This is a genomic window from Flavobacterium sp. CYK-55 (genome assembly GCF_018413465.1).
Classification (GTDB): domain Bacteria; phylum Bacteroidota; class Bacteroidia; order Flavobacteriales; family Flavobacteriaceae; genus Flavobacterium.
Genome location: NZ_JAHCDK010000002.1, coordinates 199,809 through 226,347 on the forward strand (window position 1 = coordinate 199,809; position 26,539 = coordinate 226,347).

Below are 26,539 nucleotides of genomic sequence, written 5' to 3' on the forward strand. Positions count from 1 at the left end.
GTTTCCGGTGGTTTTTTTGTTTTTTGCAATCCATCTCAGTAATTAAATAATATCATCAAACAACACTAATATAGATTCTTCATGCAAAAAATACATGGGCTCTATAAAAAAGTTTTTTGTTAATTAGGGTTTTCCCTATTGTACGAAAAATTAGAATAATTACTTTTGCCTTAATCCTTTAATTATTGATCTAGTTCAAGGGTGAATTAAATTCTGGTAGAAATACCATGAGGGAAGAGTTTAATTTGAATGATCTAACCCCAATTTCCTTTGTTTGTTGTTCTGGGTTTAGGATAAAAGAATTGCATTTAAAAGGCCTTTAAAATAAGTCAAAAAAAAAACCAGCCAATGGCCGGTTTATAAAAACAAGAGAGCAAAAACTTGTTTTTTAGGAAAAAAATTGGGTTTAGATTTTTTCAAAAGTTAAATAATCAACGCTACCGTCACCACCACTGGTGTGCTTTAGCTCGATTTTGGTTGATGACGTGCTCAACACATCCCAATCCTCGCTAATGGATTCGAAAGATCCGCTCACGGCAGAAAATCCTATATCCATTTTGGTTCTACTGCTGTCTCTGTAAGTACTCCAACTGCCTGTTTGAATAGAAGAACCGTTAACGGCTGTCATATCACCGCTTGATGCAAAGTTGAATGCATATCCTGAAAAATCAGATGTGTGTATTGAGCCGCTTTCATTGTATAAAGTTACCGTCCAATTTCCGTTGGTAACCGATTGTGTCACCTGAGAAGTTGAAGGTGACGACGACGATGAACTACTGCTGTCATCAGAGCTGCACATCGATGCCACATTGACCATAAAAACACAGGCCAAAATCAAAATTAATTTAATTTTTTTCATAAGATTATTTAAATTGATTAGATTCTAGAAAGAGTCATCAAATGAGTTTCGCCGCCGCCGCCGCTTTGATGAGAAAGCCTGATGGTTGTATCGGTAAACTCTACTACTTCCCAGTCTTCCTCCATGTGATTGAGTGGATTGCCACCAGTGTAGTAAAACTCTAATTTTGTTTTTCCATCATCTAGATAAGTTGACCAAGTTCCGTTGGTGTTTACACTGTTTTTGGTAGCAACCGTTGTTCCGTTGGATGCAAAAACAAAAGTATATCCATTAAACTCATAGGTTTCATCATGTGTTCCTTCCATAAATGAAGTAACTTGCCAAGTTCCTTGTACAATAACCTCTGAAAGCGTATTCTGGTTAGAAGATGAATCACAAACGTTAATATTGTTCTCAATAAATGATTTGAGTTCTGCATTGTTATTCACAACTGTCCATGTTCCATCAGGATTTTTCATTTCGGCCGGATAAGTAATACTGTATATTTCATCAGCTTTCAACGAAATAATGTAATTATACATTTCTGAATTATTGTATAATTTTCGAGTAGATGCTGACTGAGAATTGGTATTATAGAGTTTTACCTGAATAGGAAATTTAAATCCCACACAACTAATTTCATGAAAATTAGCATCAGAACCACAACTGCTTATAAAGTCATTATATTGCTGTTGCGATTGTACAACTGTTGATGAATAATCAGGTTTAATTAGCGTAATCGGAAAATTAAAATAAACAATATCATCATCTGTATTACTCGCATTTTTTACAGTCTTCACATAAGCTAAATCGTCATTGTCATTCACATGAATGTATTGACTATTCACAGTAATAGATACGGGTAAAACAACCGAAAACGAAGCTGTTCCATCTAAAACATTGTCATAATAGGTAGGATTTTGCGCAACTCTTCTTATCAAAACCGACAAGGGCGCATCTTTGGTCAAAGTCTGAGTATTATCAATAGATTGAATTTCTTCTTCATCTTGACAAGAAGTGAGACTTAAAAAAAATAGACCGAAAACCAAAAATATAAGACGTTTCATGCGTCGAAATGCTTTGTTGACATAAAAAAAACAAATTTCAATAAAAAAACCCTACCCAAAAATTATTTTTTTTTTAATTTCACCAACCAATTAAACAATCCATCACTTCAAAGCCCTTATATGGCAGGCATTTGCAACGAAAATATTTTTTCAGCTTTTTTTAAGTCACAAGCCAAAAGTTTGCGCAATTACTTGTATTTTAAGTATGGCAATGAAGAAATGGCCAATGATATGGCTCAAGATGCTTTTATCAAACTTTGGGAAAAATGTGCAGATATTCCTGAAGAAAAAGCCAAGTCGTTTTTATATACTGTAGCCAACAATGCATCGCTTAATCAGATAGCGCATCAAAAAGTAGTTTTAAAGCATGCCAAAAACGTGGGAGCCAATGAAAGCACCGATGTTGATCCGGCCTATATAATGGAAGAAGAACAATTCAAGGTAAAACTTGAAAAAGCCATTGAAAGTTTAACCGAGGCACAAAGAACTGCCTTTTTACTACATCGAATAGAAGGAAAAAAATATGCAGAAATAGCCGAGATGCTCGAGATTTCTGTAAAAGCCGTTGAAAAAAGAATCCACGGAGCTTTGTTATCACTCAGAAATGAAATTGACGGGTTCAAGTAGGGTTTTTTTTTAAGTACTTGTTCTAGCAATACTAATGCATTGATATTATGGAAGAGAATTACGAATTGGCAAAATGGTTAGCGGGCGATATGAGCCCGGAAGAGCTCCGTGCATTTGAAGCGCGTCCAGAGTTTGCTACCTATGCCAAAATCGCCCGATACAGCACTCAACTGGAAGCCCCAAGTTTTGATGCTGATTCTATGTATCGCAAAATTACTGTCGCTCCAAAAGCTACTAAAGTAATTTTGTTATATCAAAAAACCTGGTTTAAGATTGCAGCAACCATTACAATCTTACTTGGAATAACACTATTTTACAAAACCAACGTTGCCATATCTGAAATATCAGAAAACGGCGAGTTAAAATCATTTGCACTACCCGATGATTCTCATGTAGTGCTCAATTCAGGTTCATCTATAAATTACAGCAAATGGGGATGGGATAAAAATCGTTCCTTAGATTTAAATGGTGAAGCTTATTTTAAAGTTGCAAAAGGAAAAAAATTTGAGGTAAACACCAACCTCGGAACCGTAACTGTTTTGGGTACACAGTTCGATGTTAAAGCGCGAAAAAATCGTTTTGACGTGGTTTGTTACGAAGGTCGTGTGAAAGTGAATTATCAAAATCATGAGGTGATTATTACCAAAGGTAAAGCAGTCTCATTTGAGAACGGAATAAAACTAAACATTCCGAATCATCTAAATATACATCCTAGCTGGATGACAGGTGAGTTCTCATTTATCCAAGAGCATTTAGACAATATTATTGATGAAATGGAACGTCATTTTAACGTTGATATTGAGTGTAAAAGTTCTGGAAACGGACAATTATTTACCGGTAGTATCCCACAATTAAATTTAGATCAAGCACTTGCAATAATTTCCTCAACTTATCACTTGAAAGTACAAAAAGTGAACAGTCAAAAAATTATTCTGCAAGTGGCCAATGAAGAGAAGTAAAGCCCTTTACCTCTTATTCTTCTTATTACTTAACTTCATTTTTGTTTCGGCCCAAAATAGCAAAGATGAAGTTTCGCTCAAAATACTATTGCTTGAAATTGGTCAAAAACATAGCATTGTCTTCAATTATATAGAAGACGAAATCGCTATTTTTAAAATTCAACCACCTGATGAAAGTTGGGAGCTTTCAAAAAAATTAAAATATATCAATCAAAGAACACATCTGCGGTTCAAAGTGGTCGGAGACAAATATTTTACGGTTTATAACGACCCTAAATACGACAAACCTTTATGTGGTTACCTATTTAATGAACAAACCTCAGAGCCAATTGAGAATGCTATGATTCAAATTGATAACATTGGCATTCAAGTTTTTTCTCAAGCTGATGGTCATTTTGAATTACCTGTAATTTCACCACATCCTATTCGATTTATTCATCAGAGTTTTGAATCAAAAATTATTGATCCGCAAGAGCTATATGTTCCGGATTGTCCAAAAATTCTACTCAAACCACATTTTAACGAACTAACCGAAGTTATTGCCGAAAGGTTCATGACATCTGGTATCACACAAAAAAAAGACGGTTCACTACTGATTAAACCTAAAAAATTTGGTTTACTTCCCGGACTTTCAGAGCCCGATGTGCTGCAAACATTACAACAATTACCTGGAGTAAACAGTACTGATGAAACTATTTCAAACCTAAGTGTACGTGGTGGTTCGCATGATCAAAATCTATTTTTATGGAACGGAATCAGGATGTTTCAAACCGGACATTTTTTTGGGTTGATATCCGTTTTTAATCCGTCGTTGGCGCACGAAATTAGCTTCATCAAAAACGGGACTTCAGCTTTTTTTGGCGAAAGCGTTTCAAGTGTTTCTAACATTTCAACCCATCGCGACAAAATAGATAAATCCGGAGCCAGTATATCAGCTAATATGATTAGCGCCGAGGGAAACACTCATATTAAGCTTTCTCCAAAGGCTTATGTTGAAATATCGGGACGGCGATCATTTACTGACTTTTTTAACTCACCTACTTTTCAGCAATACAATGAGCGTGTTTTTCAAAATACGGTGGTTACAGATCTCAATGCCAATACTCCCAATAACATCTTGAGTACCAAAAAGTTCTATTTTTACGATATGACCTTGCATTATTTACAAAAAGTTGGAGAGAATCATGAATTATCTATTGACGCTATTACCATTCGCAACACTTTAGGGATTGATCAATATACTTCAGCTTCAGAAAAATTTAGTCGTTGGGGTCAAGAAAATTTTGGAACTTCAATACGCTGGAAAGCTCAATGGTCTGACAAATTCAATACTGAAATCAATGCGAGCAGTTCGTATTACAAGCTCAATGCATTTAATGAATCGGTTACCAACAATCAAATTACACTACAAAGAAATTCAGTTCTAAACCTTAGTGCCCAAATTAAGACTTCTTATCAATTAACTTCTGAGTGGACACTCAACAACGGGTATGCAGTTGATGAAATCGGTGTTACAAATGCTGATAACATCAATGATCCGGCCTTTGATCGCAACCTCAAAAATGTTTCGCTCAACCATGCCGGAGTTGCCGAATTTGAATTCAAACCTCAAAGCAACAAAACAAGACTTACATTTGGAGCAAGGCTTAACTATTTCGGAAAACTAAAGCAAACATTGATTGAACCAAGGTTTTTTTGGAATCAATCACTCACTGATAATATTTCCTTGAATCTGAGCGGTGAACTAAAAAGCCAAAGTTTAGAACAAATTATTGATCAGCAACGCGACTTTTTAGGACTTGAAAAAAGACGATGGGTTATGGCTGATGGCAATACTACTCCCATTCAAAAAAGCAAACAGGTTGGTTTGGGCTTACTCTATAAAAACAAAAAATGGCTATTGAGTTTGGATAATTTTTATAAAAAAGTTGAGGGAATTACTTCACAAGAAGAAGGTTTTCAAAACCAATTTGAGTTTTCTAGAGCTATTGGTCAGTACGAGATTTTTGGAACAGAGTTATTTATTCAAAGAAGTTTTAAAAAGTGGCAAACCTGGTTAAGCTACAGTTTTAACCAAAATCATTACAAGTTTCCGGAATTATTTGAAAAAGAATTCCCAAACAACTATGAATTGGTTTACAGTTTTGCCAATGCAATTATTTATGATTGGAAGTCTCTAAAAGTAGCATTGGGTAGTCGTTGGCATTCTGGAAAACCCTACACCACACCGGCGAGTAACACGATAAACACAACTGATCCTGCGCATCCAACTATTGATTATAATAAACCCAACAATGAACGTTTAACCGATTATTTTCAGTTGAATGCTTCAATCTCTAAGAGTTGGAAACTCACTAAATTCAGCTCAATTGAATCAGGCTTATCGTTGCTCAACATATTAAACAAACAAAACTTGATTCATCGATATTACCGAATCAATGCAGCAGGCAAAGGTATCGAAGACGTAAATGTATATGCATTATCGAGAACTCTGAACATGCATATAAAGGTTAGTTTTTAAAAAACTACATTCTTTCCGGAACTTCAATACCCAGCAAGCCAAAACCGCTTTTTACAACTTGGGCTACCAATGCCGATAATTGTACGCGAAATACTTTTTGAGCTTGATTTTGTTCGCCTAATATTGATACAGATTGATAGAAAGAATTATATTCTTTAACCAACTCGTACATATAAATAGCCACTACCGCCGGACTGTGACTATTTGCAGCAGATTGAATTACCTCAGGGTATTGTTGTAATTGCTTGATGAGTTCTTTTTCTTTTGAGTGAAGTTGCACCGTTATTACAGAATTTGACCAATCAAAATCAGCTTTGCGTAAAATTGACTGAATACGCGCATAAGTATACTGTATAAAAGGCCCAGTATTTCCGGTAAAATCAACCGATTCTTCTGGGTTAAACAAGATGCGTTTTTTGGGATCGACTTTTAAAATATAATACTTCAGCGCACCCAAACCAATGATATCGTATAATTTGTTTTTCTCTTCTTGGGTGTAACCGTCAAGTTTTCCTAATTCAGACGAAAGCGTTGCTGCCGTTTGCGCCATTTCATCCATGAGATCATCGGCATCAACAACAGTTCCTTCACGTGATTTCATTTTCCCGGATGGCAAATCAACCATACCATATGATAAGTGAAATAAACTCTGAGCCCAACTAAAACCGAGTTTTTGTAAAATCAAAAACAGAACTTTAAAGTGATAATCTTGTTCATTACCTACCGTGTATACCATTCCGCTAACATCCGGAAAATCTTTGACGCGCTGAATAGCCGTGCCAATATCTTGAGTCATATAAACCGCAGTACCGTCAGACCGGAGCACAATTTTTCGATCGAGTCCGTCAGCCGTTAAATCTATCCAAACTGAACCGTCAGGATCTTTTTCAAAAATGCCTTTTTCAAGGCCTATTTGTACCACTTCCTTCCCTAATAAATAGGTGTTACTTTCATAATAATACTGATCGAAGTCAACACCTAAACGTTTGTAAGTAGCTTCAAAACCATCATATACCCATTGGTTCATCGTTTTCCAGAGCGCAACCACTTCAGGTTTTCCGGCTTCCCAATCCAAAAGCATTTGCTGTGCTTCAAGAATAATAGGCGCTAGTTTTTTGGCTTCATCTTCAGTTTTGCCTTGCACAATAAGCTCTTTGATTTGATCGCGATAAGCTTGATCAAAAGCAACGTAATACTTACCTACAAGCTTGTCGCCTTTCATGCCTGAAGATTGAGGCGTTTCAGCTTTTCCGAACTTTTGCCAAGCCAACATCGACTTGCAAATATGAATACCTCGATCATTGATGATTTGAACTTTGTAAACTTTTTTTCCGGAGGCTTTGAGAATTTCAGCCACGGAATAACCCAACAAGTTATTGCGCACATGTCCTAAATGTAGCGGTTTATTGGTATTGGGCGAAGAATACTCAACCATAACAGCCGGTGCATTTGGCTCAGGTAAAACAAATCCGAAAGTGGGATTATCTTTTATTTGCTCAAAATAAGATACGTAATAATCGTCTGAAATTACCAGATTCAAAAAACCGGAAACAACATTATAACTATCAACATTTTGCGCGTGTTCTAGTAAATATTCACCAATGCTTTTGCCTATTTCGGCAGGATTTGCCTTGATGACTTTTAAAAACGGAAATAAAACAACGGTAATATCTCCTGGGAATTCTTTTCTGGTAGATTGAAATTCAACTTTGTCAATTGAAACCTTAAAAATTTCGGCTAATGCCTTTTGAATTTGATCAGTAAGTATTCCTGTTAATGCCATCTATTTTGATTTTGACGACAAAGATACAGATTAAGAATTGTAAAGAAAAACCAATCCAAAAATCAAATATTGAACTAAGTGTAAGAAAAGTTATTTAAAATTATTTGGTCTTGTAAGAAAACTTATTGTAAGAATTTTACCTTTTAAAATGTAAAAAATATGCATTTCATCGATTTTATTTGTATTTAGTCGATATATATTACAATCTTTGAACCGTCAAAACATACTTATAGTTAAACCCCAAATTTACTATGAAACGATTATTACTCAATTTGGTCCTGGCCATTTCGGCCTTTGGCTACTCACAAGCCATCTCAGTGAATACCGGTGCGTACACAGTTCCGCAGTTGGTAAACAACGTTTTAATTAACTCACCTTGCGTATCTGCAACCAACATTACTTGGTCAACAGGTTCCAATTTTGGAACAGCAAACGGTATTGGTTTTTTCCAGAACAGCAATCCTAATTTTCCCATGAACTCAGGTGTGATTCTGAGCACGGGTAATGTGATGAATGCCGTGGGACCGAATACCAGCATGCTCAATGACGGTAACGGAAACTGGCCCGGCGATGCAAGTCTTGAAGCCACATTAGCTCAATCAGGCATTTCAATGAATTCTACAAACGCAACCGTTTTGGAATTTGATTTCACTCCGATTTCGCCCACTTTTAGCTTTGAGTTTTTATTTGCTTCAGAAGAATATGGCAATTTTCAGTGTCAGTTCTCGGATGCATTTGCTTTCTTATTGACCAACACCAATACAGGAGTAACGACCAATTTGGCTGTAGTTCCGAGTACAAACTTACCTATTTCAGTTGTGACAATTCGTGACTTTTTGTATAACTCATCATGTCCGTCTGCCAATGCTCAATACTTCGGTAGTTTTAATGGAGGTTCATCGGCTTTTAGCTCTGCAACAAACTTCAATGGACAAACCAAATTGATGAATGCTTCAGCTGTTTTGGTTCCAAATACTACATATCACATCAAATTGGTTATCGCTGATCGTGCCGACGAAAGTTCTGACTCTGCAATTTTTATTTCATCAGATACTTTTAATATTGGTCAAGATGTTTTAGGACTTGATTTATCTACAGCCAACAATACAGCCGTTTGTTATGGATCATCACAAACTTTAAACTCAAACCTTGATCCAGCTCAATACAATTTTAGTTGGACCAGAAACGGCCAGCCTATAGCAGGTGAAAACGGCCCGAGTTTGGTGGTAAATCAGGCAGGAACTTATGCTATTACTTATCAAAAAAACACCAATGGTTGCCAACCGGTTACAGACTATATCAATGTTGAATTTTTGCCAGAGATTGCAGCCGGAACACCCTCAGATTTGTATAGATGTGATATGGGTAATACAAATTACACTTATGACTTATCTTACAATACGCCTATAGTAAAAGCAGGTCTGAATTCTGCAACTCAAGTTAGTTATCATGCTTCACAGTCTGATGCAGATGCAGGAAGTAATGCACTGCCTAACAATTATACGGCAACTCCAGGAACCACTGTTTATGTCAGAATCAAAAACCCTAATAATGCTTGTTACACTACAAGAACATTCAATTTGTTGGTGTCAGCTCCACCAGTAGCGAATCAGCCCGGAAACATGACCAAATGTTCCGGATCTGCATTCAATAATGCCGGATTTGATTTGAACCAACAAACCAATGCTATTTTGGGTGGACAATCAGCAACCATGAATGTGGTTACTTATTATTCTAGTTTAACTAACGCAAATTCGCACATCAATCCGATCAATAATAACTATTTGTTTGCCAATAACAACACACCTGTTTTTGCTCGTGTTGAAAATGCATTTGATAGTGGTTGTTACAGCATAGTTAGCTTTAATCTATTGGTTACGACATTACCACAGGTTGATACTATGTTGAATGTTTTTGTTTGTGATAGTTATACGTTACCAACTCTGAACAACGGAAATTACTTTACTTTACCTAACGGAGGAGGAACAGCGCTTCAAGCAGGAGAAGTAATAACACAATCATCAACCATTTATATATTTAATCAACCCGGAGGACCAAACACTTGTTCAAACAGTAGTAGTTTTTCGGTAACCATACTTGATCCGAATTCAATTGCTCCTGAGAGTGACAGTTATTGCGGAAGTTACTCACTTCCGACACCTCCTGTTGGCGGCTTCTTTACTGGTTCACACGGAACAGGAACTCAAATACCGGCGGGAACTAGAATAACATCAACCCAGACAATCAATTTCTATTTTGTATCGCCTGAACCACCATTTTGTGTGGTAGATAAAGATTTTACAATCACAATTCTGCCAACCATAAGTTTAGATAGTTTTGCAAATGTATTTGGTTGTACATCATATACTTTACCTGAACTGGCCGTCGGAAGTTATTATACTGAAGCCAACGGGCAAGGAACTCAAATGCCTGCAGGTACAGTACTGACAGCTTCACAAACTGTTTATGTTTATGCAGCTACACCTGACAATTGTACTGCTAATGCCTCTTTTGAAGTAATTATCGGGATGGATACGCCAGAGAATATTTCTCAATGTGAGCCTTATGTTCTTCCAGCCCTACCAATTGGTAATTATTATACAGCTCCTTTAGGTGGCGGGCAACAAATTGCAGCAGGAACAGCTATCAACTTATCACAAACCATTTACATATATGCTCCGGTAAGCAGCGGCCCTAATTGCACTGATCAAATGCACTTTGATATTGCTATAGCGCAACCAATTATTGATGAATTACCAAGTATAACTGTTTGTGATAGTTTTACATTACCAGCATTGACTAACGGTGAGTATTTTACAGGCCAGAACGGATCAGGTCAGCAATTACAACCCGGTTATGTAGTTACATCATCAAGAAGATTTTACATCTTTAAGAGATCAACAACAGATGCCAATTGCAGCAACCAGTCAACGTTTCAAATCACCATCAAACCTAAACCTTTTATTGACTCTCGCTCAGATATTGATATTTGCGACTCATATACTTTGACTGATTTAACCGTGGGTAGATACTATACTGGCCCTGGCGGAACTGGAACAATGCTTCCAAGCGGAACCGTTATTACTACCTCACAAACCATATACATTTATGCAGTTTCTGTCACTGAACCATACTGTACAAATGAGAATAGTTTTAACATCAATGTTTATTCAATTCAAGCCGATGCCCCAGCTGATGTGGTTGCTTGTGACAGCTACACTTTACCTGCTCTAACCAGCGGTAAATATTATAGACTACCGGGTGGCCCAAATAGTGGTGAAGGAAGTTTAATGCATGCAGGCGACGTACTGACAAGTTCACAAACCGTTTATGTATATGCTGAATCTGGTGAGCGTATCAATTGCTCCGATGAGAATAGCTTTACTGTTACGATCAATACAACTCCAGTTGTACATGCGATTAGTGATGTTCAAATTGCCAACGCCTATACTTTACCGGCTCTTACAGTCGGAGATTATTATACCGGACCAAACAAAACCGGTCAATTATTACATGCTGGTGATGTACTCACTACAAGCCAAACTTTGTATGTCTATGCCGAAACCGGAACTACACCAAATTGCTCAGATGAAAAAAGCTTTGACATCACAGTATATAATGTAGATGAATTACCAAGCGTTACTTCATGCAGCAGCTATATTTTACCGGCACTGACCGTTGGCGGATACTATACCGGACCTTTGGGCACTGGAACACATTTGAATCCGGGGCAAGCCGTTACCACAACTAAAACGATTTATATCTACGGAGTTACTCCGTTTGATCCGAATAGTTACGATCAAAGCATGTTTACTGTAAATATCGTTAACCCGCCGGTAGCTTATCCGGTTCCGAACAATTTGTTGGCCGTTTGTGACGAAGACGGCAACAACGACGGCATCACTGAGTTTGACCTAACAACATTAACTAGTGCCGTATTAGGAACCCAAACCGGATCAGAGTTTGTAGTGACTTATCACCCAACTTTTAACGATGCTGTAGCCAACTTACATGCGGTAACAACCACAGAACTTCAAACCATTTATGTGCGTGTAACAAACACTTTGGCGACGAATTGCTTTGATGTAAAAGTTTTGACAGTTCGTGTGAATAAGATTCCTGAACCACAACCCGTAGCCGGTATTATGTGTTATGATTCAACAAATCAGGTATTGCTCAGACCTTACGTTATTCCGAGTGGTTTGAACGCAAGCAACTACGCCATCAAATGGTACAACCAAGCCGGTGATTTAGTGGGAAGTGGCAGTACTTATCAAGCCGTTTTACCCGGAGAATACACTGTAATTGCTACTGATTATCTTACCGGATGCTCGTCAGCTCCAACACCGGTAACTGTTTTATCATCAGAACCAGCAATTGTGGCATTTACACAAACTGACGCTTTTGATGACAACCAAGTTATTACCGTTGAAGCTACAGGTGCAGGCGGAGATTATGAATACCAATTGGATTTTGGTCCGTATCAAGACAGCCCAATATTTCAAGATGTGGCCAGTGGCACACATACAATTTCTGTTCGAGACAAAAACGGGTGCGGTATTACCAAAACGTTTGCACTGATTGTAAATTATCCTAAATTCTTTACACCAAACGGTGATGGTTACAACGATACCTGGAATATTAATTCATTAAAAGACCAGTCAAAATCAGTGATTTATATTTATGATCGTTACGGAAAATTCATCAGCCAAATCAAACCAGGCTCCGCCGGATGGGACGGAACCATCAACGGAAACTCAGTTCCTGCCGATGATTATTGGTTTACGATTACTTATAACGAAGATGGTCAAGAAAGAGAATTTAAATCGCATTTTGCAATCAAAAGATAATTACTTGTAACAGAAAATAAAAAAATGAGTCTATAGAGATACATCGATCAAAATAGGACTCATTATTCAGAAAAAGAATAATAATTGGGTTTTATAAATTGAGTTTTAGTTAGAATTGAAAAGCCGGAGCTTGCACTCCGGCTTTTTATTTTTACCATCTAATGATTGCGCTTCCCCATGTAAAACCGCTTCCAAAAGCGGCCAAAACAACCAAATCGCCAGATTTGATTTTTCCGGCTTCCCATGCTTCGGTTAGCGCTATCGGAATAGATGCTGCGGTTGTATTACCGTACTTTTGAATATTGTTAAAAACCTGGTCATCGGTCAGATTAAACTTCTTCTGGATAAACTGTGAAATACGCAAATTGGCCTGATGCGGAACCAACATATCTATATCTGAAACCGATAAATTATTGGTCTGCAAACCTTCATTGATAACTTCGCTAAAACGAGCCACCGCATTTTTGAACACAAATTGCCCGTTCATGTACGGGTAATAACTTTCATCCTCCGGATTGTTATCGGCCAAAATATCGGTTACCCAACGACCTCCCATGCCCGGAGCTTGCAAGGCCAATTCTAGTGCGTGTTCTCCTTCTGAATGCAAATGAGTTGACAATACACCTTTTGACAAATCAGTTTCTCGGCTTAATACGGCCGCTCCTGCCCCATCGCCAAAAATCACCGAAACTCCACGGCCACGAGTTGTCATATCCAAACCTATCGAATGCAATTCAGATCCGACAATCAAAATATTTTGATACATGCCGGTTTTGATGTATTGATCTGCAATCGACAAAGCATATACAAAACCCGAACACTGATTGCGAATGTCTAAAGCGCCTACAGTTCGCATGCCAAGTTCTTTTTGCAAAGTAACGCCCGGCCCCGGAAAATAATAGTCCGGAGATAAAGTCGCAAATACAATAAAGTCAATATCTTGAGCTGTCAAGCCTGATCGTTCAATGGCTATTTTGGCGGCTTTGATGCCCATCGTGGTTGTGGTGTCGCCATCACCTTTGACAACATGTCGGCGCTGTTGAATTCCGGTACGTTCCTGAATCCACTCGTCATTGGTGTCGATGATTTTTGATAAATCGTCGTTGGTCACTACACGCGGTGGTACGTAATATCCGAGTCCGGCTATTCGAGAATGATAAGTCATATCCTTAAATATTATAAAAAAGATGCTCAAATGTAAACAATTGTCTTTTTGATTGTCTGCAACTGAGCATTTTTTAAAAAGTGCCTTTTTTTATTTAATAAACTTCAAAGATTGTCTTCCGGTATTGTTGTGCAAATTGAGAAGATATGCACCTGATGCGTACGGAAAATCAAAAATATAATTACGTTTGCCCGGAGTAGTAATCTCATCTAATTTGAGTTGTTTGATAAAACGACCCGCTGCATCATACAATTCAATCACTAAATGGTCAGGGTTACTGAACTCAACTGTTATGTTGAGTTTGTCTTTAACCGGATTTGGGCTAACGGTAGCCTTGAGCGGAACTCGGTTATTCTCCTGAAAGTTAGTTGCTGATAGACTGGTGTCACTAAACTTATAAATCGTGGTTCCTGATGCATAAGCTAAGTGATCAGATAAAATAACCACTCGATTCAAATTGCTGCCCACGCCAATATCAGTCCATGTATCGCCGCCATCTGTGGTTTCAAGAATCGGGAAATTTTCGCCTAAATGCGATACATAACCACCCATCCATCCATGGTTTTCGTCCATAAAACCAATGGCTTGAACACTTACATAAGGCAAAGGTTTGCTCACCCAATTTTGCCCGCCATCAACCGAACGCAACATTTTGCCAAAGTTGGGTGCATTGGCCTCGACCGAGCCAAAAATAACATTGTGATTCGAAGCCAAAACTTGTAATTTCCATACATATTCTCCGGCAATTCCGGTATTGTAAAGTGATGTCCACGTTTGTCCGCCATCAGTAGTTTTCAGAATCACGCCTCCGTTTGAATTAGAACCTGAAGCATATCCGTTGAGTTCATCCAAAAACAAAACTTCTACCAAAGCAGTTGCATAAGCGCTCATATTGATGTATTGCCAAGTTTCACCACTATCGGTAGACTTTATAACAAAAGCCGGTGAAAAATAGGTTCCGCAACCGTATATGGTCGTCGGTCCAGCAGCAGCTAAACCACAAACAGCTGGCGAAGGCTGTGGCAGAGTTACCGGATTCCAATGTTCACCTCCATCAGTAGTTCTCAGAAATAAATTGTTGAGGCTTCCGACAAAGCCAACATTTTCGTTGAGAAATTCAATATTTCTGAAATAGTAATTTCCGCCTAATGAAGTCTCGTTGACTTGGGTAGCCCAAGTTGTACCTCCATCAGTAGTTTTATATACAGCTGCATTTTCTCCGTTGGCAGCCCAACCTAAATTTTCATTGAGAAAAAAAACATCATCAAATCGATGGTTATTGGTGTTAGAAAATGCAGAACTCAAAGGTCGCCATTGCAATTGTGCCTGAACGAATGCTGAAAAGAACAAACATCCGAGAAATATTTTTTTCATGAAGAATTATTTTAAGCCTCACAAATTTAGACAACATATTGCAAATAAACCGTGGTTTGAGTCGCTAAAAAAGTAGGGTGTTCAAAAAAAATGGTTCGGTCAAAAAAATAAGCTTCAACCAAATAACTGTGCCCTCTAAAATAAGATTGAATCACGCGCACCGGACACAGACTCTGCGCCACCACCCGCAACTGAAACGGATAAACCAAAACTTCTTTTTGAAATTGTTCTGAAAGCCCTAAAACTTCTGCGGGCAATAAACTTACTTCTTCATAAAGCGAGGCCACATATTGATTTATCGGGTTTCTGAATACTTCTTCTGATGATCCTAAAGCCAACATTTGTGCGTCTTTGATGACCAAGGTTTGATCTGTATATCCCAAAATATCAGCGCGGTCATGCGTGGCTATAATACAGCTGATGTTTCTTTGTTTGAGATAACTAAAAATACGTCGGCGTAAATGGTTTTTTCTGAAGTTATCAATATGACTAAACGGTTCATCAAACAAAACCAACTCGGGCTCTAAGGCCAACACACGAGCCAAAGCCACTCTTTGCATTTGTCCGCCACTTAAAAATTTAGCTTTTGTATGCGCAAATTCAGACATTTCAACCAATTCAAGCAATTCATCAACGCGCTTTTTCTTTTCTTGGGCATAAATATTTGACAAAAACTTGCCGACATTTTCTGCCACAGTTATATAGGGCATCAAGTCAAAATCCTGCGGTAAATACTTCATTGAATCCATGCCTGGAATCAAGTTAAACTTAGGCCCAGTCACTGTTTGATCATTCCAGAAAACAGTTCCTGAATCAGCATCTAAAAGTCCGTAAACAAGCCTGAGCAAAGTGCTTTTACCGCAACCACTTTCGCCTATGACCGCTAAACTATCGCCCGTTTTGAGTGAAAAAGTGATGTCTTTAAGAACCACTTTTGTATCATACGAAAAAGCCAAATCAGTTACTTGCAGCATGCATTTTTTTTGAATAGCAAAGGTGAAAAAAAAACATCAGTATGCAAACAAGCGCTTTGTTAACTTCTTATCGAGTAAATATCCTTTTAATCGTTTTTAATTGTCATTCTTAAAATTTGAAAGTAATTTTGATTCAAATATTTGATTATGAGATTAATATTTTACTTTTTAAAAACTAATAATTGATTTTTTGAAATGTAAATCAATCCTAATAATTAAATAAAACTTATTTTTGCCCCAACCATCAAACGAAGAATATGAAGTTGAAACTGCCCCTTGTTTTGATAATTATATTTTTGTCTATTAATTGTTTTTCACAGATTGGAATCGGTACTACTAACCCCAATGCTGTTTTAGACATCAAATCAAGCAATCAAGCTACACCTGCCAACACCGACGGTATTCTCATTCCAAAAATAGATGCTTTCCCCGCGATTAATCCCACAGCAGCACAACAAGGCATGTTGGTTTATTTGACAACAGTCTCAGGTTTGAACCAACCGGGATTTTACTATTGGGATAATACTTCTTCTACATGGATCGGAATGAACTCTACCATGAATTCAGATGCAGATTGGTACAAAGTTGGAACCACATCGGCTCCTACCGTGATTACCGATCAAATGTTTCATACCGGAAATGTCGCCATCGGAAAAAATACCACTTCGTATCCGTTTGAAGTGCTTTCAACCGCTTATGACCGAGGTATCAACAACATATTTACCAATGCAACAAACAACGGTGCCGATAAAGCTGCTTTATTCAACACGCATAGCGGAACTTCAAACGATCCGGTCTATGGAGTGAGTAATACAGTAAATAACTCCGGAACCGGATCACATTTCGGAACCGGCAATAGCCTCAATGGAACCGGAAGTGGTTCGCACTACGGCACATACAATACCTTGACTGGTACTGGAACCGGTCTGCAAATTGGCACTCGGAATACGATTAGTAACTCAGGAAATAATACACATTATGGTATAAGCAGTTCGTTAAGCGGAACCGGAAGTGGTGATCATTACGGGAGTTTAACTGACCTAAACGGAAACGGAACCGGAGAACAACACGGTAGTGATAATCTGATTAGTAATTCTGGTAACAACACGCATTACGGCACCAACAATGTTTTGAGCGGAGCTGGAACTGGTTCGCATTACGGATTCAATGCTACACTTTCGGGCGCAGGCAGCGGTCGTCAATACGGACATTACAACAACATCACCAATTCAGGCGACAATATTCATTACGGAAATTACAATGACCTCAGCGGAAGCGGTATTGGGAATCATTTTGGCACCGTCAACAACCTCAACGGAACCGGAACCGGAATTTTATACGGAGTTTACAACAGTATCAGCAACACCGGAGGCGGAAATCATTTTGGCGGATATACCGATTTAACCGGAACCGGAACCGGTCAACAAATTGGCTACAACACTACCATCAGCAATACCGGTAATGGTATTCATTATGGCTATTATTCTGATTTGAGCGGTACCGGAGTTGGTGACCAATACGGTTTGTCTAACAGCATCAGCAATACCGGAGCAGGGATTCACTACGGAATTTCAAATTTACTTTCAGGTGCCGGAACCGGACAGCAATACGGCATTTCAAATGTCATCAGTAATTCAGGAAATGCCACACATTACGGGAGTTTTAATTCTTTATCAGGCACAGGAACTGGCAATAAATATGGTGCATACAATTTTATAGATTCAGCTGCAGGCGGAACGCATTATGGGGTTTATTCTGAAACATTAAAATCAGGAAACAACTATGCCGGTTATTTCTTAGGGAAAGTTTCTATCGGAACCACAACTGCTAACAATTATATCCTGCCTACATCACGCGGAACTAATGGTCAAATCATGCAAACAGACGGTCTGGGCAATGTTACTTGGCAAAGTTTGAACGCTAGTTCTTGGCTGACCACCGGCAACAGCGGAACCGTTCCGGCTACCAACTTCATGGGCACCACCGATGATCAAGACATAGTGTTTAAAAGAAACAACATCCGTGCTGGCTTTTTGGGTAATCCGAATACTACCAGTGGAAATATGAACACTTCGTTCGGGGCCAATTCACTGGTGAATCCATCGGGAACCGGAACCCGCAACGTGGCCATCGGAACCAATGTTTTACCATCGAACACCACCGGAAACCGCAACGTATCTATTGGTGACCAATCAATGTTTTCAAACGTTTCCGGCACTGAAAATACTGCAATGGGTGTAGGCGCACTTTATTCAAGTACTCAGGGCGTCTGCAATGTAGCTATTGGCCGAAATGCACTCACCACCACCAATGGGCTTTCAGGTACACAAGGCTCAAACAATACCGGTGTGGGTTATGTGGCGCTGCGCAGTAATACCATCGGTGCCTACAACAATGCCTTAGGCCGCGATGCACTATACAGTAATACTTCAGGGAACAACAATGTCGGAATCGGATATCAAGCTGGTTATTCAAATTTAACCGGAAGCAGCAATGTGTTTATCGGAAATCAAGCCGGATTTAATGAATCGGGAAGTAATAAGCTGTATATAGAAAACACTAATGCTGATGCCAATAACTCGCTCATTTACGGCGAGTTTGACAACAACATTCTGCGCACAAACGGTCAGTTACAAATCGGAAACCCAGCTGTGAGCGGTTATGCCTTACCCGTATCTCGGGGCAATAATGGACAAATTTTGCAAACCAATGGAGCCGGAACTACTACTTGGGTTGATAATCCTGTGAATAATTTTTCTGTGATGCGAGCCAACCTCAGCAGCGGACTATCATTAACTAATTCTGGATGGCAATTGATTAATTTTAACACAACTGCTTTTGATGTTAATGCTGAATTCAACACAGGAACCAGTCGATTTATTGCTACAAAAACTGGATACTATCAAGTCAATGCCGGTTATTTTACAGACAGTCAATCCAACACACAATATTATTCAATTGGTGTTAGAAAAAATGGAGCTTTCTACCAAGAAAACGGTAGCAATCATATAGCCAACGGTCCGGTTTCAAGAACGATTAATTGTTTGGTTTATTTAGTGGCCGGTGATTACCTCGAAATTTACGCAGAAAACTATCAGAGTGGTGTTACCATAGATTCTTACTCTGGAAAAACATTTTTTGAAGTTCATCAGGTTCGATAAAACAAACCTTTCATAATAAAAAAAGCTGCCCGATTTGAGCAGCTTTTTATGTTTTTATATGTTTTGATTATTTACCGTTTTGTGCGTCTTGAACCATTTTGTCATTGGCTGTGATAGCAAACTCAACACGGCGGTTTTTGCTGCGTCCGGCATCGGTATCATTTGATTCGATTGGATCAGCCATACCCATTCCGGTAGTGGTAAAGCGACTTGCGGCCAATCCCTTTTTAGCTAAATAAGCTTTTACTGAATTGGCTCTGTCTTGTGACAATTTCAAGTTGTAATCAGCGGCACCTTTGTTATCGGTATAACCGTAAATAACAATATTGGTATCGGGATATTCAGTAAAAACTTTTACTAATTTATCTAAATTGGCTTTGGCTTGACTGGTCAAGGTCGATTTGTTGAAGTCAAAACGAACAGCGTTTTCACCCAACACCAATTTGATTCCTTCGCCCACGCGAACTACATCGGCACCCGGCAAAGCATTATCAATTTCACGGGCTTGTTTATCCATTTTGTTTCCGATAATTCCTCCGGCAACACCGCCAACTACACCGCCAAGAACAGCTCCAACAGCGCCGTTCCCGCCTTTTCCGATATTATTTCCGAGTACAGCGCCCAAAACAGCACCTCCGGCAGCACCAATTGCTACACCACGTTGCTCATTACTGCTGTTTTTAACCGCTTGACAACTGTTCAATAAAATTGAACTCAAAATTACCGCTGCTAATGCTAAGTTTGTGATTTTCTTGACCATATTACTTTACTTTTTCAAATTGAAATACTACATCGGTAGGCTTATTTCCTACATTAATTTTATCTACTAGCTGAAAGTTTCCGGATTCCTGAGGAACAAAAGTCATCACATATCCATCTCTAACCTTTTTGGCTTTTTCTCCGGCATTGACAAGTTTCAAAACAAACTGTCCTTCTTTATTGATGTACCATTTAATCGGTGAGCTAAAAGAAGTACAACCCGCTTTTGACATGCTCATCTCACCTGAATTATTATTGGCTACAAATTTCCAACTGCTTCCTTCAAAACACTTAGCATCATCCAACTGAAAAGCATTTACTTTGATATATTCTGAACTTGGATAAGTTACAGAAGTCATGATCCAACTTCCCTTCAAAATTTTTTGAGCTTCATAGTCAGCTTTGTTACTTACAACCGAAGTTGGTGCCGATGATTTACATGACCACAAACCAATGATCATCAAACTTAATAAAATAATTTTTTTCATATACATTAAGATTATGCCGACAAATATACAACCAACCATCCAATGAATTGTCATTTAAAATAATATTAGTATGTAGAAAAAGTACGACAATTAATTTGAGTAAGACAATTTGTCATTTTTTTAAGCTTGGTATTTTATTTGACTAGCGGCAGCAAATTTTAAACTAAAAAAAATCAATATGACAACAGGAAAAATTAATGTATCGGTTGAAAACATCTTCCCGCTGATTAAGAAGTTTTTATACAGCGACCACGAAATTTTCTTGCGCGAATTGGTCTCAAATGCCACCGACGCGACCCTGAAACTCAAACACCTCACAAGCATCGGCGAAGCCAAAGTTGAATACGGTAAGCCAATGATCGAGGTCAAAATTGACAAAGACGCCAAAAAAATCCACATCATTGACCAAGGTTTGGGTATGACGGCCGAAGAAGTTGAAAAATACATCAATCAAGTAGCTTTTTCAGGTGCCGAAGAATTCCTTGAAAAATATAAAGATTCTGCCAAAGATTCAGGTATTATCGGTCATTTTGGACTTGGCTTTTATTCTGCTTTTATGGTGGCCGAAAAAGTTGAAATCATCACCAAATCATACAAAGACGAACCGGCCGCACATTGGACATGCGACGGCAGCCCAGAATTTACTTTGGTAGCGCATGACAAAACCGAGCGCGGAACCGAAATTATTCTACACGTAGCTGAAGATTCTTTGGAGTTTTTAGAAGAAAGCAAAATTGGTCAATTGCTCACTAAATACAACAAATTCATGCCGGTGCCGATTAAGTTCGGAACCAAAAAAGAAGCACTTCCAAAACCGGAAGATGCCGGAGATGATTACAAAACGGAATACGTTGATGTAGACAACATCATCAACAACCCAAATCCGGCTTGGACCAAACAACCCACAGATTTAAAAGACGAAGATTACGCCGCGTTTTACCGTGAGTTGTATCCGATGCAATTTGAAGAGCCGTTGTTCAACATTCACCTCAACGTAGATTATCCGTTTAACTTGACCGGAATTTTGTACTTCCCGAAACTCGATGCGAATCTTCAGGTGCAGAAAGACAAAATTCAATTGTACCAAAACCAAGTATTCGTGACCGATAATGTTGAAGGCATTGTACCGGAGTTTTTGGTGATGTTGCGCGGTGTGATTGATTCGCCGGATATTCCGCTCAATGTTTCGCGTTCGTATTTGCAAGCCGATGGCAATGTCAAGAAAATCTCGAATTACATTACCCGAAAAGTAGCCGACAAACTCAAATCGCTCTTCAACGAAAACCGCGAAGATTTTGAGCAAAAATGGAATGACATTAAAATCGTGCTTGAATACGGCATGCTTTCAGAGCCTAAGTTTTATGAAAAAGCCGGAGATTTTGTGCTTTATCCAACTGTGGATGGTAAATTCTACACTTTAGCAGAACTCAAAGAAGCGCTCAAAGACAGCCAAACCGACAAAAATGGAAACTTGGTGGTTTTATACGCTTCCAACCAAGATGCGCAACACAGCTATATTGACATCGCCAAAGAAAAAGGGTATCAAGTGTTGTTGTTAGATTCGCCGATTGTATCACATTTGATTCAAAAACTCGAAGCCGACAATGAGAAATTGACTTTCGCCCGCGTGGATGCTGATCATATTGACAAACTCATCCCAAAAGACGAGGCGCAGATTTCAAAACTTTCAGAAGAAGAATCTACCCAGCTCAAAACGGTTTTAGAAGGCATTGTTCCCAACACAACTTATTCAGTACAACTCGAAGCGATGGACAGCCACGCAGCGCCATTCATCATTACCCAACCTGAGTTCATGCGCCGTATGAAAGAAATGAGCCAGAGCGGTGGCGGCGGAATGTTTGGCATGGGCAACTTGCCGGAAATGTATAACTTGGTTGTGAACACCAACTCTGATTTGGCTTCGACTATTTTAAAAGCCGATACATCAGTGCAAGAAAGTTTGGTCAAACAAGCTTTAGATTTGGCGAAGATTTCACAAGGTTTGCTCAAAGGCGAAGAACTCACGGCTTTTGTCAAACGAAGCTTTGAACTGATCAAATAAAACCCGTTTTCAGAAATAAAAAACCCGCAAATTCAAAACTTGCGGGTTTTCTTTTTTATCGTTTGAGCGAGAAATGCGCTTTAAAAGTTCGTTCATTACCTGATGAAGTTTGATAATCAATCACAAACCAATAATCAGTTGAGGGCAAAATTGCTCCATTGTAGGTTCCGTCCCAACCTGTGCTGTGCGCCGAGAATTGTTTGAGCAGTTTTCCGTAGCGATCAAAAATACTGATTTGCCCTTTTTGGTCAGATTTTAAACCATCAATATTCCAAGTGTCGTTGTAGCCGTCATTGTTGGGTGTAAAAAACTTCGGATAACCCAAAACCGTCACCGGCAAATCAAAACTGCTGCAACCGCTTATATCTTTGACATGTACGACGTAATCTCCGCCTTGAGTCACCACAAAAGTATTGTCGGTTTGAAAAGCGCCGTAATTGAGTTGATATAAAAACTGTCCGCTTCCGCCTGAAGTCAGCACGACAATTTGTTGTTGATCAGCCAATTCATCATTGACATAAACCTCAGCCGTAGCCGGTGGACTATCGAGCACCGTAAACAAATACGTAACGGTACAACCGCTGGCAATTTCAGTAGCCACTGCTTGGTAATCCCCAATAGTTAGTGCCCAATGTGCCGAAGATGTTTCAGTCAAAGGCAAACCATTTTGCGTCCAAACAAAAGTATAATCAGCTGTAGATAAACCCGTATCTAAAAATGATTGCGTCAAAGGCAAACCCGCAACATCAGAACAGATATAAGAAGTTTGCGCATAAACCGGATTCGGATGAATGGTTACTTCTAGACTGGTTTGCGTAGCACATTCAACTGCTGATGGTGTAAAGACATAAATTCCGTCTGCCAAATGATCAATCACAGCTGGCAACCAAGTTCCGGTGATTCCGTTGGGCGAAATGTTGGGTAAAGTTGGAGCTAATCCGCCTTCGCAAAGATCTAATTGAGTGGCAAATGAGGGAACTGTTTTAGTAATAATAGTTTGTGTGAGTTGGGTTGGCAACGCACATTGGCCCGCGTTGGGCGTAAAAGTATAAACCGTCGTTTGCGTATTATCTACAGGCGGTGACCAGGTTCCGGTAATTCCGTTAAGCGATGTGGTGGGCAACGGCGAAACAAAATTTCCCTCACAAACTGGCGTCAGGATATTAAATAAAGGCAAAACATTGCTGACTACTGTAATTCCTATCTGTGTAGGTAAAGCACATTGCCCTGGGTTGGGCGTAAAAGTGTAAATGTCTGACCGAGTGTTGTTCAAAGCTGGCGACCAACTTCCGGTAATTCCGTTGAGTGAAGTGGTGGGTAAAGGCGCCAAAAATTCACCGGAACAAATTGGGGCGACTGGGTTAAAAGTCGGAAGAATATTGGCATTGGTTACCACAATATCCATAAAAGTCGGCAAAGCACATTGCCCTGCATTGGGTGTAAAAGTATAACGTGTAGTGGCAAGATTATTCAAAGCGGGCGACCATGTTCCTGAAATACCATTGTTAGAAACAGTAGGCAAAGCCGATAGATTTTGACCCGTACAAATCGGTGCCACTTGTGTGAAGGTCGGAACAATACTCGGATTATTCACTACGATGGTCATAAACACAACTGTAGCACATTGCCATGAATTAGGTGTAAAAGTGTAACGTGTAGTTTGTGTACTGTCAAGCGCCGGCGACCAAGTTCCGGTGATACCATTGAGTGATGTTGTTGGCAATGCAGTTAAAGTTTGCCCAACACAAATGGGCGCTACTTGGGTAAATGTTGGGGTTATGACCGGATTAACCACAATGCGCAATGTAGTTCCGGTTGCGCATTGTCCGGTTGTGGGTGAAAAGGTATAATCTGTGGTTTGCGTATTGTTTAAAGCCGGTAACCAAGTGCCGGTAACTCCGTTAAGCGAAGTAGTCGGCAATGCGGTTAAAGTTTGTCCAGCGCAAATAGGCCCAATCGGAACAAAATTAGGAACCGTCGGTTGTTGTACTTGAATGTTCATAAAAGCTACAGACGCACATGACCCGCTTGAAGGTGTAAAAGTATAAGTGGTATTGGCCGTATTGTTGATTGCCGGAGACCAAGTGCCCGTAATTCCGTCATTTGAAGTTGTGGGCAAAGGCAAAAGAGAATCTCCACTACAAATGGGTGCAACTTGAGTAAAACTTGGAGTCACAAGATTATTTACTACTATAGTCATGCTAGTATTATTGGCACATTGACCACTGTTGGGCACAAAAGTATATAGGGTTGTTGCTGAATTATTAGGCGCTGGAGACCAGATTCCCGTAATTCCTTCGAGCGATGTGGTCGGTAATGGATTTAAAGTTTGATTGATACAAATGGGGCCAATCTGAGTAAAAGTCGGCGTAATAGCACTCGTCGTCACCCCAATGGTCATTTGAACAATTTGGTTGCTGCATTGTCCGGCATTGGGCGTAAATGTATAAAGGGTGGTTTGGGTGTTGTCAACGGGCGGTGACCAACTTCCGGTGATTCCGTTGTTTGATGTGGTGGGCAAAGCCGATAGTGGTTGTCCGGCACAAATGAGCGGAACTTGTGTAAAAGTAGCAGCCGTAGATGGTGTAACAACAATTCGCATCGTAGCCGTGGCTGCACATTGACCTGTATTTGGAGCAAAAGTATAATCGATGGTTTGGGTATTGTCTAGAGGCGGTGACCAACTTCCGGTGATTCCGTTGTTTGATGTAGTGGGCAAAGCCGATAGTGGTTGTCCGGCACAAATAGGCGCTACTTGGGTAAAAGTGGGTGTTGTAGACGGATTAACCGTTATGGTTAGCTGTTTAATCGTAGCACACTGACCTGTATTCGGTGTAAAAGTGTATTGCGTTGTTTGTGTATTATCAAGCGAAGGTTGCCAACTTCCGGTGATGCCATTGAGTGATGTGGTAGGCAAAGCAGTTAAAGGTTCTCCTGAACAAATAGCTGTTGGCTGATTAAAAGTAGGTACCGTTCCGGGTGTTACATTTAAGATAACTGTATCGCTGATAGAATTCCCGCAAGCATTGGTTGCGGTTAATGTGAGTGTTACAGAACCCGATGCGGTAAAAGGCAAAGTATAATTGGTGCTCAACGAATTTGGGTTGCTAAAAAAACCTGTGGGCGCTGACCAACTCACCGAACTTTGTCCTTGTGCCGTTCCGGATAAAGAAACGGTTGCTCCGGTACAAATAGAACTAACTGTTCCGGCTTCAACCGAGAAAACATCTACAGGAGCCACACATCCCAAATTACTGTAAGTTGGATTTCCGGCTGAATTAAATGAAACACTAGCTCCGTTACCCGCAGCAGGTAAACCGTTAGCATCTACTAGTAAAGTTCTGTCATAACTTACCGAAACACTACATCCGCCACCAAAACTAACTGTTAATGTTCTAATGCCGGGATTGACGTTATAATTCCCAAAATGACCTTGAGGAACAGTTGTATTATCTTGAAATAAAATGTAAACGTCATGACTCAAAGCTCCGAATACGTTGGCTGAAGGTGTAAAGTTTTGACTCGTAATCACAATCACACTGGCATTGGCGGGAATGGTTCCGCTGGGCTCAATAAGTTGTCCGCATCCGCCTAAAGCCGAAATTTGAGCATTGAGTCCTGCCACTTTTGTAGCAGTTACTGAATTCTGAATCAAGCCTTGCCAGGATTGACTTGGCCAAGTAACGGACATCTGTGTAGTGTTAAGCGGAGTTGCTCCAACCACAAAAGTGAACATTTCGTTGAAGCCTTCATCGCCTGAGCTATCGCAAGAATCAACCAAAATGGTTTCAATACGCAAACACTGCGCAGCACTTTTCTGAAAAGTGAGCACAAAAAAAACGCCCACAATCAAATATTGCAGACTTGTTTTATGAAATTTTGATGCCATCATTCTAGGCGTGCAAGTTAGT

15 protein-coding genes are annotated in these 26,539 nt (G+C 39.5%); 6 read left to right on the forward strand and 9 right to left on the reverse strand.

Features of this window, described 5'->3' with window-relative positions:
- Window positions 1-406 precede the first annotated feature (406 nt).
- A complete protein-coding gene (locus tag KIH23_RS03475) occupies window positions 407-859 on the reverse strand; it encodes a hypothetical protein (RefSeq protein ID WP_213211278.1) in 453 nt (150 codons plus the stop codon).
- A gap of 17 nt (window positions 860-876) precedes the next feature.
- Entirely contained in the window at window positions 877-1,905 is a 1,029-nt protein-coding gene (locus KIH23_RS03480; RefSeq protein ID WP_213211279.1) for a hypothetical protein, read from the reverse strand.
- A 120-nt stretch (window positions 1,906-2,025) separates the two neighbouring features.
- Here KIH23_RS03480 and KIH23_RS03485 point away from each other — a divergent pair, with 120 nt between their 5' ends.
- Genes KIH23_RS03485 through KIH23_RS03495 form a run of 3 tightly spaced genes read left to right on the forward strand, consistent with a single transcriptional unit; the run spans window position 2,026 to window position 6,012 of the window.
- Entirely contained in the window at window positions 2,026-2,532 is a 507-nt protein-coding gene (locus KIH23_RS03485) for an RNA polymerase sigma factor (protein WP_213211280.1), read from the forward strand.
- Window positions 2,533-2,579: 47 nt separating this feature from the next.
- Window positions 2,580-3,491 (forward strand): FecR family protein, encoded by a 912-nt coding sequence (locus KIH23_RS03490; protein ID WP_213211281.1) that lies wholly within the window; start codon window positions 2,580-2,582, stop codon window positions 3,489-3,491.
- The gene (locus KIH23_RS03495) at window positions 3,478-6,012 is read left to right on the forward strand and encodes a TonB-dependent receptor plug domain-containing protein (RefSeq protein WP_213211282.1); all 2,535 of its coding nucleotides are present in this window, start codon (window positions 3,478-3,480) and stop codon (window positions 6,010-6,012) included. The genes KIH23_RS03490 and KIH23_RS03495 overlap by 14 nt, the downstream gene beginning before the upstream one ends.
- A gap of 4 nt (window positions 6,013-6,016) precedes the next feature.
- Here the strand turns inward: KIH23_RS03495 and argS are convergent, their stop codons facing one another.
- Complete coding sequence (gene argS, locus KIH23_RS03500; protein WP_213211283.1) at window positions 6,017-7,795, reverse strand: arginine--tRNA ligase; 1,779 nt, start codon at window positions 7,793-7,795, stop codon at window positions 6,017-6,019.
- A 251-nt stretch (window positions 7,796-8,046) separates the two neighbouring features.
- Here argS and KIH23_RS03505 point away from each other — a divergent pair, with 251 nt between their 5' ends.
- Window positions 8,047-12,645, forward strand: a complete 4,599-nt coding sequence (locus tag KIH23_RS03505; protein WP_213211284.1) for a T9SS type B sorting domain-containing protein — start codon at window positions 8,047-8,049, stop codon at window positions 12,643-12,645.
- A gap of 151 nt (window positions 12,646-12,796) precedes the next feature.
- Here KIH23_RS03505 and KIH23_RS03510 read toward each other — a convergent pair whose 3' ends face one another.
- From KIH23_RS03510 to KIH23_RS03520, 3 genes are all read right to left on the reverse strand, one after another.
- Window positions 12,797-13,810, reverse strand: coding sequence for a 3-oxoacyl-ACP synthase III family protein (locus tag KIH23_RS03510; protein WP_213211285.1), 1,014 nt, complete (start codon window positions 13,808-13,810; stop codon window positions 12,797-12,799).
- 90 nt (window positions 13,811-13,900) lie between these two features.
- Entirely contained in the window at window positions 13,901-15,184 is a 1,284-nt protein-coding gene (locus tag KIH23_RS03515; protein WP_213211286.1) for a YCF48-related protein, read from the reverse strand.
- Between the two features lie 26 nt (window positions 15,185-15,210).
- Window positions 15,211-16,158, reverse strand: a complete 948-nt coding sequence (locus tag KIH23_RS03520; RefSeq protein ID WP_213211287.1) for an ABC transporter ATP-binding protein — start codon at window positions 16,156-16,158, stop codon at window positions 15,211-15,213.
- A 257-nt stretch (window positions 16,159-16,415) separates the two neighbouring features.
- On the opposite strand from KIH23_RS03520, the gene KIH23_RS03525 reads away from it, so the two are divergent.
- The gene (locus tag KIH23_RS03525; protein ID WP_213211288.1) at window positions 16,416-19,319 is read left to right on the forward strand and encodes a beta strand repeat-containing protein; all 2,904 of its coding nucleotides are present in this window, start codon (window positions 16,416-16,418) and stop codon (window positions 19,317-19,319) included.
- Window positions 19,320-19,386: 67 nt separating this feature from the next.
- On the opposite strand, the gene KIH23_RS03530 is transcribed toward KIH23_RS03525, so the two are convergent.
- Window positions 19,387-20,079, reverse strand: coding sequence for an OmpA family protein (locus tag KIH23_RS03530; protein ID WP_213211289.1), 693 nt, complete (start codon window positions 20,077-20,079; stop codon window positions 19,387-19,389).
- A 1-nt stretch (window position 20,080) separates the two neighbouring features.
- Complete coding sequence (locus tag KIH23_RS03535) at window positions 20,081-20,566, reverse strand: lipocalin family protein (protein ID WP_213211290.1); 486 nt, start codon at window positions 20,564-20,566, stop codon at window positions 20,081-20,083.
- Window positions 20,567-20,744: 178 nt separating this feature from the next.
- On the opposite strand from KIH23_RS03535, the gene htpG reads away from it, so the two are divergent.
- Window positions 20,745-22,628: a molecular chaperone HtpG gene (gene htpG / locus KIH23_RS03540; protein WP_213211291.1), complete on the forward strand. Its 1,884-nt coding sequence runs from the start codon at window positions 20,745-20,747 to the stop codon at window positions 22,626-22,628.
- Between the two features lie 55 nt (window positions 22,629-22,683).
- Here htpG and KIH23_RS03545 read toward each other — a convergent pair whose 3' ends face one another.
- Window positions 22,684-26,520, reverse strand: coding sequence for a T9SS type B sorting domain-containing protein (locus KIH23_RS03545; protein ID WP_213211292.1), 3,837 nt, complete (start codon window positions 26,518-26,520; stop codon window positions 22,684-22,686).
- Between the last annotated feature and the right edge of the window lie 19 nt (window positions 26,521-26,539).